14 protein-coding genes are annotated in these 16,464 nt (G+C 43.7%); 6 read left to right on the top strand and 8 right to left on the bottom strand.

What is annotated here, in order from left to right:
• Positions 1-58: 58 nt before the first annotated feature.
• From ettA to O3Q51_01770, 8 genes are all read right to left on the bottom strand, one after another.
• Positions 59-1,747 carry an energy-dependent translational throttle protein EttA gene (gene ettA, locus O3Q51_01805; protein ID MCZ4407527.1) on the bottom strand — a complete coding sequence of 563 codons (1,689 nt, stop codon included), beginning with the start codon at positions 1,745-1,747 and terminating at the stop codon, positions 59-61.
• Positions 1,748-1,951: 204 nt separating this feature from the next.
• Positions 1,952-3,268, bottom strand: coding sequence for a 30S ribosomal protein S12 methylthiotransferase RimO (gene rimO, locus O3Q51_01800; protein MCZ4407526.1), 1,317 nt, complete (start codon positions 3,266-3,268; stop codon positions 1,952-1,954).
• A gap of 8 nt (positions 3,269-3,276) precedes the next feature.
• Positions 3,277-4,230, bottom strand: a complete 954-nt coding sequence (gene ftsY, locus O3Q51_01795) for a signal recognition particle-docking protein FtsY (protein ID MCZ4407525.1) — start codon at positions 4,228-4,230, stop codon at positions 3,277-3,279.
• Positions 4,231-4,305: 75 nt separating this feature from the next.
• On the bottom strand, positions 4,306-4,461 hold the full coding sequence (locus O3Q51_01790) for a DUF4295 domain-containing protein (GenBank protein ID MCZ4407524.1): 156 nt from the start codon (positions 4,459-4,461) through the stop codon (positions 4,306-4,308).
• A 9-nt stretch (positions 4,462-4,470) separates the two neighbouring features.
• Positions 4,471-4,653: a 50S ribosomal protein L33 gene (gene rpmG / locus O3Q51_01785; GenBank protein MCZ4407523.1), complete on the bottom strand. Its 183-nt coding sequence runs from the start codon at positions 4,651-4,653 to the stop codon at positions 4,471-4,473.
• 11 nt (positions 4,654-4,664) lie between these two features.
• Positions 4,665-4,904 carry a 50S ribosomal protein L28 gene (gene rpmB, locus O3Q51_01780; protein ID MCZ4407522.1) on the bottom strand — a complete coding sequence of 80 codons (240 nt, stop codon included), beginning with the start codon at positions 4,902-4,904 and terminating at the stop codon, positions 4,665-4,667.
• Between the two features lie 57 nt (positions 4,905-4,961).
• Complete coding sequence (locus tag O3Q51_01775) at positions 4,962-6,221, bottom strand: competence/damage-inducible protein A (GenBank protein MCZ4407521.1); 1,260 nt, start codon at positions 6,219-6,221, stop codon at positions 4,962-4,964.
• Positions 6,222-6,315: 94 nt separating this feature from the next.
• Positions 6,316-6,453: a hypothetical protein gene (locus O3Q51_01770; protein ID MCZ4407520.1), complete on the bottom strand. Its 138-nt coding sequence runs from the start codon at positions 6,451-6,453 to the stop codon at positions 6,316-6,318.
• Positions 6,454-6,734: 281 nt separating this feature from the next.
• Between O3Q51_01770 and O3Q51_01765 the strand changes: the two genes are divergently transcribed.
• The 6 genes from O3Q51_01765 to O3Q51_01740 all read left to right on the top strand — a co-directional run bounded on the left by O3Q51_01765 (position 6,735) and on the right by O3Q51_01740 (position 16,417).
• Positions 6,735-7,064, top strand: coding sequence for a PadR family transcriptional regulator (locus O3Q51_01765; GenBank protein ID MCZ4407519.1), 330 nt, complete (start codon positions 6,735-6,737; stop codon positions 7,062-7,064).
• Between the two features lie 5 nt (positions 7,065-7,069).
• Entirely contained in the window at positions 7,070-8,803 is a 1,734-nt protein-coding gene (locus tag O3Q51_01760) for a PspC domain-containing protein (GenBank protein ID MCZ4407518.1), read from the top strand.
• A gap of 77 nt (positions 8,804-8,880) precedes the next feature.
• Positions 8,881-9,066, top strand: coding sequence for a hypothetical protein (locus tag O3Q51_01755; GenBank protein MCZ4407517.1), 186 nt, complete (start codon positions 8,881-8,883; stop codon positions 9,064-9,066).
• Positions 9,067-9,153: 87 nt separating this feature from the next.
• The gene (locus tag O3Q51_01750; GenBank protein ID MCZ4407516.1) at positions 9,154-11,556 is read left to right on the top strand and encodes a thiamine pyrophosphate-dependent enzyme; all 2,403 of its coding nucleotides are present in this window, start codon (positions 9,154-9,156) and stop codon (positions 11,554-11,556) included.
• A 140-nt stretch (positions 11,557-11,696) separates the two neighbouring features.
• Positions 11,697-14,642 (top strand): TonB-dependent receptor, encoded by a 2,946-nt coding sequence (locus tag O3Q51_01745; GenBank protein MCZ4407515.1) that lies wholly within the window; start codon positions 11,697-11,699, stop codon positions 14,640-14,642.
• Positions 14,643-14,683: 41 nt separating this feature from the next.
• Positions 14,684-16,417 (top strand): T9SS type A sorting domain-containing protein, encoded by a 1,734-nt coding sequence (locus O3Q51_01740; protein ID MCZ4407514.1) that lies wholly within the window; start codon positions 14,684-14,686, stop codon positions 16,415-16,417.
• The last annotated feature ends 47 nt before the right edge of the window (positions 16,418-16,464 follow it).

Below are 16,464 nucleotides of genomic sequence, written 5' to 3'. Positions count from 1 at the left end.
GTATTAAGTATTAAGAGTAAAACCCGTCTTTATACTTAATACCTCGTAATATCGTCAATTATCCACGTACCAACTTCCGATACTTAATCCGCTTCGGGCTCACATCACCCAATCGTTTCTTCTTGTTTTCTTCGTATTCGCTAAACGAACCTTCGAAATAGTACACTTGTGAGTCTCCCTCGAATGCGAGAATATGCGTACAGATTCGGTCGAGGAACCAGCGGTCGTGAGAGATTACCACGGCGCAGCCCGCGAAACTCTGAATACCTTCTTCCAAAGCACGAAGAGTATTCACATCAATATCGTTGGTCGGCTCATCGAGCAGGAGCACGTTTGCTTCTGTTTTTAAAGTCATTGCCAAGTGCAGTCGGTTTCGCTCGCCACCGGAAAGCACTCCGACTTTCTTGTTCTGCTCGGGGCCATTAAAGTTGAATTTGGAGCAGTAAGCACGTGAGTTGACTTTCTCTCCGCCTACTTCCAAAAACTCCGTTCCACCTGAAACAACTTCCCAGACTGTTTTCTCTGGATCGAGATCATCATGTTGCTGATCCACATATCCGATTTCTACCGTTTCGCCGATTTTGAATTCACCTGAATCGGGTTTTTCCTCACCCATTATCATGCGAAATAAAGTGGTTTTACCTGCACCGTTCGGTCCTATGATTCCCACGATACCTGCGGGTGGCAATTTGAAATTCAGTCCTTCGTAAAGCAGACGGTCGCCGTATCCTTTCGACACATCCACCGCTTCGATTACTTCGTTCCCGAGTCGTGGACCGTTAGGAATAGCCAAGGAAATGCGTTGTTCCTTGTCCTTGGTGCCTTCAGCCATCATCTTGTCGTAGTTGGCGATACGTGCTTTATTCTTGGCTTGGCGGCCTTTTGGATTCATGCGAACCCATTCCAACTCGCGCTCCAATTCTTTTCGTCGCTTGCTCTCTTTTTTCTCTTCCTGCGCAAGTCTCTTGGATTTCTGGTCGAGCCACGAGCTATAGTTTCCTTCCCAAGGAATACCCTGTCCGCGGTCGAGCTCGAGAATCCATCCCGCTACATTGTCTAGGAAGTAACGGTCGTGAGTCACGGCCAGTACCGTTCCTTTGTACTGTTGTAGGTGCTGCTCCAGCCACATTACCGATTCGGCATCGAGGTGGTTGGTAGGCTCATCGAGTAGCAAGATATCAGGCTCTTGCAAAAGGAGTCGGCACAGTGCGACGCGACGACGTTCCCCACCCGAAAGGTTCTTTACAGGAGTATCACCTTCAGGCGTTCGAAGGGCATCCATGGCGATCTCTAATTTCGTATCCAAGTCCCATGCACCGAGTGCTTCGATCCGCTCCTGTACTTCCGCTTGGCGATCGATCAACTTCTGCATTTTGTCGGGGTCGTTCATGATCTCTTCGTCCATGAACTTGTTATTGATGTCTTCATATTCCTGAAGTACGTCGGTAATTTCTTTCACCCCTTCCATCACGATTTCCTTCACTGTTTTGGATTCATCCAATTCGGGTTCCTGCGGCAAGTAGCCAAGAGTGTATCCAGGAGAACGAACTACTTCGCCTTTGTAGGCTTCATCTAGACCAGCGATAATCTTCAACACCGTTGATTTTCCCGCCCCGTTGAGACCGAGGATTCCGATTTTCGCTCCGTAGAAAAAGGAGAGGTATATGTCTTTGAGTATTTGCTTTCCTTGAGGTGTGGTCTTATTGACCTTCACCATGGAGAATATGACTTTTTTGTCGTCGCTCATAGAGGTTTATTTTGAGGGGGCAAATATCGGAAAAATGCGCCGTTTTATTTAGGGTTTCTTAGGACTTGCTAAACAATTCACTCCAGCCTCAAGCAAGAGACTTGCATAAGTCAACTCCTAGAAGGGAAGGAGCTCACAGTATTCAAAAACATGTGGAGAGCAGATTAACAAAAGATGAAATCTACTATAAGACTGAAGGAATTCTTAAGGAGCGACCAACTCCCCATAGAGATCATACGGAGCACAATCCGTGATCTTCACTTCGGCAAAATCACCAATCCGCGCATAGCCCGTCGATTTAGGAATAATCACTTCGTTGTCCACCTCGGGTGAGTCAAATTCGGTGCGACCGATGTAGTCGTTACCTTCTACTCGATCGATCATCACCTTAAAGGTTTTACCAACTTTTTCTTGATTGATCTCGTGTGAAATGCCGCTTTGCAATTCCATAATTTCATCGGCACGTTGCTTCTTCAATTCTTCAGGGACGTCGTCCTCCGAATTAAAAGCATGCGTATTCTCCTCGTGCGAATAGGTGAAACAGCCCAATCGGTCAAAGCGCATTTCGCCAACCCATTCCAACATTTCAGCGTGGTCTTCTTCACTCTCGCCAGGGTATCCGGAAATGAGGGTTGTTCTCACAGCGATTCCGGGAACCTGCTCGCGAATTTTGCGGATCAATTCAGTCGTCTTCTCTCGGGTGATTCCTCGTCGCATCGCTTTGAGCATTCGCGTTGAGGCGTGTTGAAGTGGGATATCGAGATATAGGCAAACGTTTGGATGCTCGCGCATCACATCGAGCACCTCCATAGGAAAGCCACTCGGAAAGGCGTAGTGCAAACGAATCCATTCGATTCCTTCCACATCAGCTAAAGCCTGAAGCAATTTCGCTAACTCTCGCTTCTTATAAATATCAAGGCCGTAATAAGTTAAATCTTGTGCAATAAGCATCAGCTCTTTTACTCCTTTCGCTGCAAGTCCCTTGGCTTGCTCCACCAATTCCTCGATTGGAGTTGAGCGGTGCTTACCACGCATTAGCGGAATGGCACAAAACGAGCAAGGTCGGTCACATCCCTCTGCAATTTTGAAATAGGCGTAATGAGATGGAGTCGTGAGCAATCGCTCTCCCACTAACTCATGCTTGTAATCAGCCTTCAGAGTTTTCAGCAATCGAGGTAATTCACGCGTACCGAAATAGGCATCCACTTCGGGGATTTCTGTTTCAAGATCTCCCTTATACCGTTCCGAAAGACATCCCGTAACGTAGACTTTATCTACAAATCCACGCTCTTTGGCATCAGCCCATTGAATAATGGTGTCAATACTCTCTTGCTTGGCATTATCGATAAATCCACAGGTATTGATGATAACGACTGAGGCATCTCCGTCGTCACTTTCATGCACCACGTCATACTTATTTGCCTGAAGCTGGTTCATCATTACCTCACTGTCGTAGATATTCTTTGAGCAGCCTAGAGTAACTACATTAACCTTGTTCTTTTTTAGGGTCTTCGTCTTCATCCTACACCTTACTTGCTGAAAAGGGAATCAACAAATTCGTATTTATTAAACACTTGTAAGTGCTCCATTCCCTCTCCTACCCCGATGTACTTTACGGGAATTTTAAATTCATCTGATATTCCTATGACGACACCTCCTTTGGCAGTGCCGTCGATTTTAGTCAATGCTAAAGCCGTTACCTCTGTGGCTTTAGTGAACTGACGCGCTTGCTCAATGGCATTTTGACCAGTACTCCCGTCCAATACCAAAAGCACCTCATGGGGCGCTCCCGGGACGATCTTATCCATCACGCGGCGAATCTTGGTCAGCTCATTCATTAAGTTCACTTTGTTGTGGAGCCTTCCGGCCGTATCAATCAATACCACATCGGCATTTTGCGTTACCGCAGATTGAAGGGTATCGAATGCTACTGAAGCAGGATCAGCACCCATACCTTGAGAGACAATTGGAACTCCTGCTCTTTCAGACCATATAATGAGTTGATCTACCGCTGCCGCACGGAAAGTATCAGCTGCTCCTAACACAACTTTCTTTCCGATCTTCTTAAACTGATAAGCCAACTTTCCGATAGTGGTCGTTTTACCAACTCCGTTCACACCCACTACCATGATCACATAAGGCTTATGGGTATCAGGAACAGAATATTCAGTGGCAACTCCTGAATTATTCTCTTCAAGCAAAGCAGCTATTTCTTCACGAAGAATCTTGTCGAGTTCTCCTGTACCGAGGTATTTATCCTTGGCTACTCGCTCTTCGATGCGCTCTATGATTTTGAGCGTAGTATTCACTCCAACGTCCGAAGAGATCAAGATCTCCTCGAGTTCATCGAGCACTTCTTCGTCAACCTTTGACTTTCCGGCGACGGCTTTGGTAAGTTTGGAAAACAGACCGGTTTTGGTTTTTTCCAAACCTTCGTCAAGCTTTTCCTTCTTGTCTTTCGAGAAAAAATTAAAGATTCCCATGCTTTGATCTATTAAAACACAAAAAGCCTTTTTCCGAATTTTGGAAAAAGGCTTGTAAAATTATTACATGGAGGACTATTTGTCTTCTTTGAAGAAGTCGCCCACTTTATCGTTGGTTACGATTTCTTCACGAAAGCTGTAAGAACCTGATTTAGACTTTATCATCTTAATCACTTTTGAGTGGTTCTTTCCGCCACCTGTCTGGAGTGTTGCTACGGTCTTCTTTGCCATGACTCAGTATTATTTAATCTCCTTGTGGACAGTCTTTTTCTTCAAGATAGGATTGTACTTCTTGAGCTCCATTCTGTCCGGAGTGTTTTTTCTATTCTTGGTAGTGATGTAACGAGAAGTTCCGGGCATGCCCGTCTCCTTGTGCTCAGTGCATTCCAAAATAACTTGAACGCGATTGCCTTTCTTTGCCATTTCTACTCTTATTATCCGTTGTAATAGCCTTTTTCTTTCGCTCTTTTCAAAGCTTTGGCTAATCCAATCTTGTTAACCGTGCGAAGAGCTGAAGTCGAAATTGTCAGTTCGATCCATTTTTTCTCCTCTGCGAGGTAAAATTTCTTTCTTATCAAATTCGGGTTAAAGCGACGCTTGGTTCTTCTGTTCGAAAACGAAACATTGTTACCAACCATTGCTGTCTTGCCCGTAAGTTCACATGCTTTAGCCATGATTACTGTCCTTTAGGGTGTAAAAAGTGGGGTGCAAATAACGGTATTTTCTATCTATTATTCAAAGGTTCCCGAAATAATTTCTTGTCTCAACCAATTCAAGACGCTAAGCATTGATATTCTGATGTTTCGCTCACGACTTTTACCCAAATTGAGTCTTTTTGACAAGGTTTTTCCAGGACCTGCGACAGAAACCCATACCGTTCCAACCGGTTTTTCTTCGGTACCACCATCAGGACCTGCTACTCCTGAAGTAGCAATTGCATAATCTGAACCCAGTTTCTGCCTCACTCCTTCAGCCATTTCTCTAACCACCTGTTCACTCACAGCACCATACTCTTCCAGGCTTTCTTCCTTTACACCTAAAATGATCGTCTTAGCTTGGTTGCTGTATGTAACCATAGATCCCATAAAGTGGGCTGAAGAACCCGGAATAGAAGTGATCTCGTGAGCAATTAATCCACCGGTACAACTTTCGGCGGCTGCCAAAGTCAAGCCGCGAGACTGAAAAAGATCCTGAACAGCTTTTGCGACCGTATCCTTTTCCCTCCCAAAAATATATTCAGGAATCCTCCTTTCTAACTCCGAAATGTAATGTGCTATTTTATCAGATACCTCGTCTTTATTAGCACTATCAGCATAAGCAGTAAGTCGCAACTTAACCAAGCCAGGTGAAGGCAAATAAGCCAGAGATACACCGTCATTTCTTAATGCAGTTTCCCAATCGCTGATTATCTCGGCAAGAAAGCTTTCACCGATGCCTTGTGTTTGAATCGTCTGATGCAGGATTGTCTTTGTGGGGAAGAAATCTTGGAGCATTCGTAGACCATGGTCCTGCATTATGCCTTTCATTTCGTAAGGCACTCCAGGCATTGAGATCAATACTTTCCCATTTTTCTCAAACCACATTCCCATTGCGGTGCCTCTGGTATTGCGAAGGATTTTAGCGTCTTTGGGAAGATCGGCCTGTTTGCGGTTCGACTCGAGCATTTGCAATCCCTTGGCCGTAAAGTAGGAATCGATCTCATCTAAAACTTCTTGATTCCGCTCAAGGGTAGTCCCAAAAAATTCTACTAAAGTTACTTTGGTCACATCATCTTGGGTAGGCCCAAGCCCGCCGGTCATCAATATCAAATCGGCTCGATTAAAAGAATCGTCTATAGAGTCACGAATGGCCTCAGGGGTGTCGCTGATGGTAACTATTCTATTCAGCTTTACACCTATCAGATGAAGTTGCTCCCCAAGCCAGGCTGAATTGGTATCTATGGTTTGACCGATTAATATCTCGTCGCCAATGGTAATTATCTCCGCTTTCACAGCGCAAAATTACGCATTAATAAGAGGGTTAGAAACAAAAAGAATCGGCACATAGGCCGATTCGTATTCTTGATCTTGCAGGTTTCTTGGATGCTTATTGCACCTCGTGATAGGATGGCTGGTTGCTCGTATCATGCTTGGTGTAAGCCGCGCATTTCTTTTGTCCGCTTGAACAGGATTGGATCAGAGCCACAACTGCTATTCCTATTACTATGGAGAATAACTTTTTCATGCTTGAGGTTTCTTTATTCTCGAAAGTATACCTGAATAAGCGGTGAAGGTTTCAAAAAACTACAACACCAACCATTTATCCTCAAATAAAACCACCCAAATAGTACTTGGTTAAATTATGGTACTTTGTTTTGCATAGTACTGTATTAAATATGTATGTTTGTATCGGTTAAACATTAAACAAGTTAAATAAATGGCAAATTCAAAAACAGGGGCCGAATACAAAAATCCCTATGGCAGGGAAATTCAGCACCTAATTCACGAATCAGAACGACTCCAATTATGAAGATTGAAAACACAAAAGCGCAAATGCGGAAAGGAGTCCTTGAGTTTGTGATTCTTCAACTGCTCAGCCAAAAAGAAATGTATCCATCGGATATTATAGGCGAGCTAAAGGAATCAAAGCTCATCGTAGTTGAGGGTACTCTCTATCCCTTGCTGACGCGACTCAAGAATGCGGGTCTTCTGGACTACCGCTGGGAGGAATCCAAATCAGGCCCCCCGAGAAAATACTATAAGCTCACCGAGCTAGGAGAACAATTTCTAAGCGAATTGAGCCAAACATGGAATGAATTGGTTCACGCCGTTAAACAAACCACTACCAAGGACTGACTATCATGAATAAGACAATAAACGTAAACATAGGCGGACGCATTTTCAGTATAGAAGAAGATGCCTTCGCCAAATTGGAAAAATACTTGGAGGCGATTCGGAACTCATTCGAAGGTCACCAAAGTGCAGACGAAATAATATCTGATATCGAATTGAGGGTTTCTGAACTCTTCTCAGAAAGAATCAATGAAAGCAAGCAGGTAATCGTCTTTGAAGATGTAGAAGCGGTCATTGCTATTATGGGTAAACCTGAAGACTACATCGATGCAGAAGATGAAGAAATGGAACAGGAGTTTAAGAGAAAAACCTCAGGAAAAAAGTACGAAAAGCGTGTTTTCCGGGATCCTGATGACAAACTATTATTTGGAGTTTGTAGCGGTCTAAGTGCCTACTTGGGCTGGGATCCAATTATTCTAAGAGCCCTGTTTGTAATCTCAACGATCGCATTCGGTGTGGGACCAATCGTGTACATTATACTTGCCTTGATTATACCGAAGGCAAAAACCACTGCTGAGAAACTCCAGATGAGGGGTGAAGCAGTTACAGTAAACAATATCTCAAAGAAAGTAAATGAGTCATTTTCGGATATCAAAGACGATATCAAAGATTTTGGTAAAAGAAATGACATCAGCGGTGACCGCGTCAACAGCGCGGGAAAGCATCTAGGCGACGTCATCAGTGATTTTTTCGATGCACTCGGAAGAATTCTGAAAGTCCTGATTGTCGTCTTGGCAAAAATCTTGGGAGTAGTCTTTTTTCTGGCAGGAGCATTCGCGTTAATGGCTCTGATTACCGGACTCTTTGGAATTGATTCGTTTCTATCAGCTACCGGTTCCGGTGAGCTAAGAGAGTTTATGAATTCTACCTTGGCTGACTCTACCAATAGAGGACTATTCGTAGGAGGAATAGCACTGGTACTAGGAGTTCCGGCCGTTTCAATACTCTTACTTGGAATCAGAATACTCTTTCAGAAGATTCGCTACTCGGGTATCGTTGCGATAGCATTAATTGTCATTTGGTTCGTAGGTATTGGGTTACTAGCTGCCAGTGGTGTTCAATTATTCGAGAATCGTCAAACGAAAGCAAGATTTACGGAAACCCTGCAAATGGATGTCGATTCTCGCATTGATACTCTGATTTTGGATATTGAAGGAAGCGAACTCACTCGATTCAAATTTTCCGGAGACTTTATTGACGGCTCGATTTTTTTCGAAGGTGGTGTAACAATTCCATGGGTTGATTCGACTAATGTAGTGTACGTCGGAAAGAACACATTAACCACTAGGCAAGCAGCTGGAGATCGTTTTCTTTTTGAAGTTGAAAAATCGGCGAGAGGTTCTTCGCAAAAAGATGCCATCAGGAACGCTCGTCAAATGAAATCGAGCTGGTCGATAAGCAACGATAGTTTGAGGGTATCACCTTATTTCATTCTTGAAAAGGGAAATAAGGTAAGGTCTCAAAAAGCACGCTACATTCTCTACATTCCTATAGGAAAAGCTATAACACTAGCACCTAGTTCTAAGGAGGTGATCTACGATATTCCGAATGTCACCAATACCCGTGACCGAAATATGTTGGGCCATACGTGGCTGATGACAGAGAAAGGACTAAAGTGTAGGACTTGCCCAATTAGTGAAGAGGAAAAAGCACAGGCAAGGGAAGACATTTTACAAGAATCAGCCAAGCAGATTGAAGCGGAATTACCAGAAGACTTAGACATTAATAAAGACAATGATTAACTGCTAACCATTAAACAAACCAAACAACATAAAGCAGGCCCTTTTAGGCAGGGCCTGCTTTAAAAAAACTCAAAGCCATGACCAAGAAATATGCACCCGCCCTGATCCTGATAGGATGCTTCGTAGTTGTAGCCTTTCTTACTATGATTTATGGTTTCACGCATGCGGCCCCATTTACAGAGAAACCACCCGAAGCAGAAAAAACAACCGCCACTTATTCGATGCCAAACATCGTCCCTTCCGTTTGGCTGGGAAAGCATTGAGCAGCAGACCGTTCTTATGAATCCCCACCCACTACTGAAAAATGGCATTCGCTTTTGCTATCTTTGCAGCATCTAAATGCCACCTACATGACGACCGAAGAACAAAACGTTTCCGTAGAGGAGGAAGCGTTTATTCAAGAGATTATTACAGATTATAAATTAGCATGCGAGAGCCGTGAGGCTTCACTTTTGGGTAGAAAAGAAGTTCTGACGGGAAAAGCCAAATTCGGAATTTTCGGAGACGGAAAAGAATTGGCTCAAATTGCCATGGCGAAGCAATTTCAAAATGGCGATTTTCGATCCGGATACTACCGTGATCAAACTTTTATGATGGCCATAGGGGCGCTATCAGTAAAAGAAGCTTTTGCCGGTTTATATGCACACCCCGACCCTGTGAAAGAACCAGCCAGCGCAGGCAGGCAGATGGGCGGACACTTCAGTACCAGAAATCTGGATGAAAATGGAAACTGGAAGAATCTTACAACTCAAAAAAATTCTTCTGCAGACATCTCTCCCACTGCGGGACAAATGCCCCGACTTGTTGGGTTGGCGCAAGCCTCAAAAATCTATCGTAAAAACAAGGAACTTCATGCAGGATTTGAAAAATTCTCAAATCAGGGAAATGAAGTAGCGTTTGGAACCATAGGTGATGCAAGCACCAGTGAAGGAGTATTTTGGGAATCCATCAATGCCGCCGGTGTTTTGCAAATACCCATGGTCATGTCCGTTTGGGATGATGGATATGGAATTTCTGTTCCTAAAAAATATCAAACAACAAAAGGTAGTATTTCTGAAGCTCTCAAAGGATTTCAGAGGTCAGAGAATAGCCCGGGATATGAAATTTTCAAAGTAAGAGGCTGGGATTATGTCAACCTCATAAAAACATATGAAGATGCTGTAGCTATATCTCGCAAAGAGCATGTCCCTGTGCTTATACACGTCGAGGAGGTAACTCAACCTCAAGGCCACTCCACATCAGGTTCACATGAACGATATAAGTCAAAAGCACAATTGGAGTGGGCAAAAGAACACGATTGCATTGTCAAGTTTAAGACTTGGATTCTCGAGCACGACTTATCTACGGAAGAAGAGTTAGAAGCCATAGCCAAGCAAGCAAAGAAAGATGTTCGCTCAGCACAGAAAGAAGCGTGGAAAGAGTTTCAGGATGATATATTAACTGAACGCGAACAGTTATTCTCAATTTTTGAAAAGGCAGAAGGAAACGGAGAGATCCGGTCTGTTCAAAACGACCTGAAGTCCTTAACGGAACCTCTTCGCAAAGATTTGCTTTCAGGTGCAAGAAAATTACTTTATAGTTTTCGAGATAGTGATGATCCGATCCGCAGCGAATTGCAATTATGGATAGAGAATTATCGGAGTCTCAATAACGATCGTTACAGCTCTCATTTGTACAGCGAAAGCGAACAATCTCCTCTAAAAATCGGAGAAATCAAACCGACCTACGACTCTGATGAAAAGGTCGATGGACGAATTGTACTACGCGATAATTTTGCTGCACTGTTTAAGAAATACCCGGAGGTTTTAACCTTTGGCGAGGACGTTGGAAAGATCGGTGGAGTCAATCAGAGTATGGAAGGAATGCAGGAAGCGTTTGGAGAAATTCGAGTTTCTGATACGGGTATTCGAGAAGCCACCATTATAGGCCAGGGAATCGGCATGGCGATGCGCGGACTCCGACCTATTGCCGAGATCCAGTATTTGGACTACTTGCTTTATGCCCTGCAAATAATGAGCGATGATTTGGCAACAGTTCAATACCGCACCAAAGGAGGTCAAAAGGCCCCATTGATTGTTCGCACAAGAGGCCACAGATTAGAAGGGGTTTGGCATTCGGGCTCACCAATGGGAGCTATTCTCGGCGCTATCCGAGGGATTCACATTTGTGTTCCCCGAAACATGACTACTGCCGCAGGTATGTTCAACACCTTACTGCAAGGAGATGATCCCGCTTTAGTAGTAGAACCGTTGAACGCATACCGCAGTAAAGAACGACTACCGTCAAACCTGAGTGAATATAAGGTAGCATTGGGAATACCTGAGATTGTGAAGGCAGGAACAGATCTCACTATCGTGTCATACGGATCCACATTCAATATTGTTGAAGAAGCGGTAGAGTCACTTAGCTCGATGAATGTGGACGTTGAGCTAATAGATGCCAGAACTTTATTGCCTTTCGATAAAAATCACATGGTTGTTGAAAGTCTGAAAAAGACTAATCGACTCATGATTGTAGATGAAGATGTGCCTGGTGGCGCCTCTGCTTTTCTTCTTGACAAAATTTTAAATGAACAAGATGGATATTTCCATCTCGACAGCAAGCCAATAACCCTTTCAGCAAAGGCTCATCGACCGGCTTATGGGACTGATGGTGACTACTTTTCGAAGCCAAATCACGAGGATATAGTTGAAGCGGCCTACGGAATCATGCATGAATTTGACCCGTTTTCCTATCCACCATTATACAATTAAGTGTGCGCAAGGAATTGCTCAACAATTCAATTGTGCAGAAAATATTTCCTAAAAATTGAGACGGTAAGTCGCGTCACATCGATGATTTCTTTATTTTGGCACTCCGAGGTGTAAAATTGACACCATTATTTCTACAACGAATGAATTTGACGATAACGTGGAAGGCGGCGGTGTTCGCACTAATTTTTGCATTAATTAGCTCTTTTTCCTACTCACAAGGCACTATTAAAGGGACGATTTCGGACGATGACACAGGCGAAACCCTGATCGGTGCATCCGTTGTAATAAAGGGAACAACCACTGGAACCACCACTGATATTGACGGTAATTTCTCACTCGATGTAAGTCAGAACCCGCCAATCACTTTGATTATAAATTTCTTGGGGTATACGGCTCAAGAGTATACTGTAAGCTCCTTTGACGAAAAGGTAAAAGTGGCTTTGGGCACTGACAATGTTTTGATAAACGAAGTGGAGATAGTAGGAAGTAGGATCAGTGAAAAAAGTAAACAGGCCCCACTTACAGTTGAGTCTATGGACGTGATAGCAATCAAAGAGGCACCCTCCGGAAGCTTTTATGAAGGTCTGGGAAATCTAAAAGGTGTTGACATCACATCAGCTAGCTTAGGTTTTAAAATACTCAATACCAGAGGTTTTAACAGCACATCTCCCGTTCGTTCGCTTCAACTAATCGATGGAGTAGACAATCAATCACCTGGTTTGAACTTTTCACTCGGAAATTTCTTGGGAGCCTCAGACTTGGATGTACAATCTGTCGATATCGTGGCTGGTGCGAGCTCGGCATATTACGGCCCGGGAGCCTTTAATGGAGTCATCGATATGAAGACTAAGGATCCATTTCTTTTTCCTGGATTGACTGTTTCCCTCAAAGCCGGAGAACGATCGCTTTTTGAAGGAGCAATTCGTTGGGCTGAGGTCTTTAAAAACAAAGACGGAAAAGAGAAATTTGGATACAAGTTGAACGTATTCTATTTGAGTGCTTTGGATTGGGAAGCTGAAAATTACGACGCTATAGAAGGATTAGCCGTCGATGAAACAAACTTCTCGGGCTATGATGCTGTGAACAGATATGGAGATGAAGTAACAACCGGTGGAAATATTTTCATCAACGACCTGGGACCTAGCATTGAACAGAGACCGGCTTTGACGAGGGTTTACCGCCCCGGATACCGCGAAATAGACCTGGCCGATTACGATACCAGAAACCTTAAGACCAGTGCAGGATTATACTACAAAATCAAGGACGATTTGGTGCTTGACTACTACTTTAATTATGGAAACGGTACGACGGTCTATCAAGGAGACAACCGCTACAGCCTAAGAGATATTCAATTTTTCCAGCACAAAGTACAGATTGAGAAGAAGGACAAGTTTTTCTTCAGAGCTTATGCAACCAGCGAGGACGCAGGCAATAGCTACGATGCCGTTTTGACGGGAGCATTAATGTCAGATGCGCACATGACGGAGGGTACGTATTACCGTTCGTACTCTCAAAACTATCAGACTTTTAATGACGAGCTTTTCATGGCAGGAATGCCGAGTCCTGATAGTACTGAATACTCTTCTACGCGACCTAATTTTATTGACTTTTTTGATCCCGAAACAGGCACAGCTCCAGGCTTTGCTGAGGCAAATACTGCCTGGAGGATGATGGTTCAGAGCGATCAATTGCAGTGGGCACAGGACAACGCAGAGTTCATGCAAGAGTACAACGATCTCATTCAGAGAACTACCAAAGGACAGGGTGAAAATGCCTATTTCGAACCGGGAACGGCAAGATTTGATTCACTCTTTAACGATGTGACTTCTCGATTATTCACAGAGGGCGGATCTCGCTTTTACGACAAGTCCAGTTTGTATCACGCACAGGGAGAATATATTTTTGACACAAGGTTTGCGAAAATAAGAGTTGGAGGTAGCGGTAGACTTTATCGTCCCAATTCACGCGGAACAATCTTTGAAGATACTCTGGAATACACACGAGAAACGATCATGAATGAAGACGGTACTACTTCAATCGTGAGAACGGACTCGAGCTATCGAACTGTTACCAATTGGCAAGCCGGAGCTTATGTTGGATTAGAGAAGAAATTTATCGATGAAAGGCTAATACTTCAAGCGACTTTAAGAGTAGATAAGAATGAAAATTTCGATGCTATTGTCTCTCCTGCAGCAAGTTTAGTATTTCAATTAAACGAAAACACTGTGCTGAGAGCAGGTGTATCATCAGCCGTTCGTAATCCCACAATGGCCGATCAGTTTCTGTACTATGATGTCGGCCGGGCCATTCTACTTGGTAATTTGTCAGGGCAAGATTCTTTAGTTACTTTGGAATCCTTTGATGAAGCACGGAACAGTTCTCTCTTCGACTGGAATCGTCTCGAATTTTTCAATGTTGACCCTATCCGACCAGAAAAAGCCAGAACATTTGAGGTCGGATATCGAAGTACCTTGTCAAACAAGATTTATGTGGACGCTAGCTATTATTACACCTTCTATGAGGATTTCATTGGTTTCAACATTGGTTTGACACTGCCTTATACTCCTCAAGCCGAGCGACCTGACTTTACCAGCTTACAGGTTTTCAGAGTTGCGGCCAATGCCACAGAAACCGTTACAACCCAAGGATTCTCAGTTGGAGTAAATTACTATTTCTACAAAACTTTCGCTCTCACAACCAATTATAGCTGGAACAATCTGGTGAGTGGTGAAGATGATCCGATCATCCCGGCGTTTAATACGCCTGAACACAAAGTAAACGTTGGAATAAATGCAAGAGACCTAAAAACAGATCTGGGCTTCATGAGACTCAAAAACTGGGGATTCAGTGTGAATGCCAAATGGGTAGATGGGTTTATTTTCGAAGGCAGTCCGCAGTTTACAGGTTTTGTTCCGTCATACTACATGGTGGATGCAGCCGTGATGACCAATTTCAAAAAGATCAACACCACACTGAAATTAGGAGCTTCGAATCTTACTGACAATAGAGTATTCACTGTTTACGGTGGACCTTACGTTGGAAGAATGGCCTACTTTTCCATAATTTATGAATGGCTAAATCGATAAATGTCTTATTTTACAATTCAAATAGCAAAAACAAAGCACGTATGAAGAAACACCTACTCGGCCTAAGTCTGGGATTATTCCTAGCAGCCTCGTTACAAACACAAGCGCAGCGATATGCTACAGAGATTTTCTCCTCGAACGAGGTCGAAAATGACGTGGTATTTGGAGCCAATGTGAATCCATTCTCTATTCCCGGTATCCTTACTGATCCTGCGACTTGGACCGCTGAAATGACAGCGTTGAATGAAAATATTGACAATGATGAACCATTCCCAACAGAATATTTCATTCCGACAGGAGCACCAGGTGGAGATCAGACATTGGTAAAACTCTCATCATTGGAGATGGACATATACACTCCTCCCGGAGAAGATGATTTGGATTCGCGTCCACTGATTATTTTCATCCATACGGGTAACTTCCTTCCCGCTCTTTTCAACGGTTCTATTACTGGTGATAAAATAGACAGCGCAGGTGTAAACCTCTGCCGTCAATGGGCTAGAAGAGGATTTGTTGCGGCTTCTATTAACTACCGTCTCGGATGGAACCCTGAGTCAACTGATGCAGACGTACGTCGTGGAACTTTGCTTCAAGCGGTTTACCGTGCATTGCACGACACACAAAGCGCTGTCCGGTTTTTCAAGGCTTCTGTAGATGACGGAAATCCTTATGGAATTGACCCTGATAAAATCGTCCTATTCGGACAGGGCTCAGGAGGATACGTTGCACAAGCTTATGTTACACTTGATGATTATGTTGAAGAAATAGCCAGTTTGCCCAAATTTCAGGGAAACGATGGGCCATATGTTATTCCGGCCATTGATGGTGACATTGACGGTGGACCAGGCGCGACAAGACTGCCCGACCCACGTCAAGAAGCTGGAATATCCAAAGAAATTCACATGGGTGTAAACGCAGGTGGAGCACTTGCCGATAGCTCTTGGCTTGATGCGGGAGAAGTTCCAATGGTAAGCTTCCATTGTATCAGAGATCCATTTGCGCCGTTTGATGATGGAACTGTAGTCGTTCCTACTACGAATGAAAATGTTGTAGATGTGAGCGGAGCAAACGTATTTGTTCAAAATGCGAATGATCTTGGTAATAATGATATTATTCAAACGATGCCTTCAGATCCATTTACCGATCGCGCTCGTTCATTGTATGGAGAGACGTTTGACTATATTCTTCCGACACAACCTACCATGACGGTAGCATCCACTCCTGAGGGATTGTTCCCAATTCTTCTTCCGATAAATGAGCCAATTCCTGGTGTTCCTTTCTTTAATGAGAGTGGGCCTTGGGATTTCTGGGATCTTCCAACCCTTGAAGCTGTAGTTGCTGCTACAAATGCTGCAGCAGGAACTGCTTTTAACGCGCAAGAACTTCATCAGACCGGTATTCTTGGAAATCCGGGAATGGGTCCTGAAAAAGGTCTTGCCTACATTGATACTATTCAAGGATACGCCGTGCCGCGTATTATGTGTGTATTAGGTTTAGAGGGAGCTAGCTGTGGTCCAAATAGTACCGATGATGTAGTTTATGAAAACTCAACCATTGTTTATCCTAATCCTACTCAGGGAGAATTGACGATTCGAAATGATGAATTCGTTATTCGCAGAGTTGAGCTTATGGACATCACAGGTCGCGTTGTCATGAATGAAGTAGTGAATTCAGGAATCTACTCAATGAATCGGACTGACTTTAGCGATGGAGTATACCTCATGCGCGTAGTCTTTGATGACAATCAGGTTACCAAAAAAGTTCTTTTTAACTAGTACTAAGAATTGAATTAATCTTGAAGCCCTTTCGCCTATGCGAAGGG

This window comes from Cryomorphaceae bacterium 1068 (genome assembly GCA_027214385.1).
Taxonomy (GTDB): Bacteria; Bacteroidota; Bacteroidia; order Flavobacteriales_D; family Cryomorphaceae; genus JAKVAV01.
The sequence above is the reverse complement of the archived record's forward strand: the minus strand, read 5'-3'. Positions and strand labels throughout refer to the sequence as shown.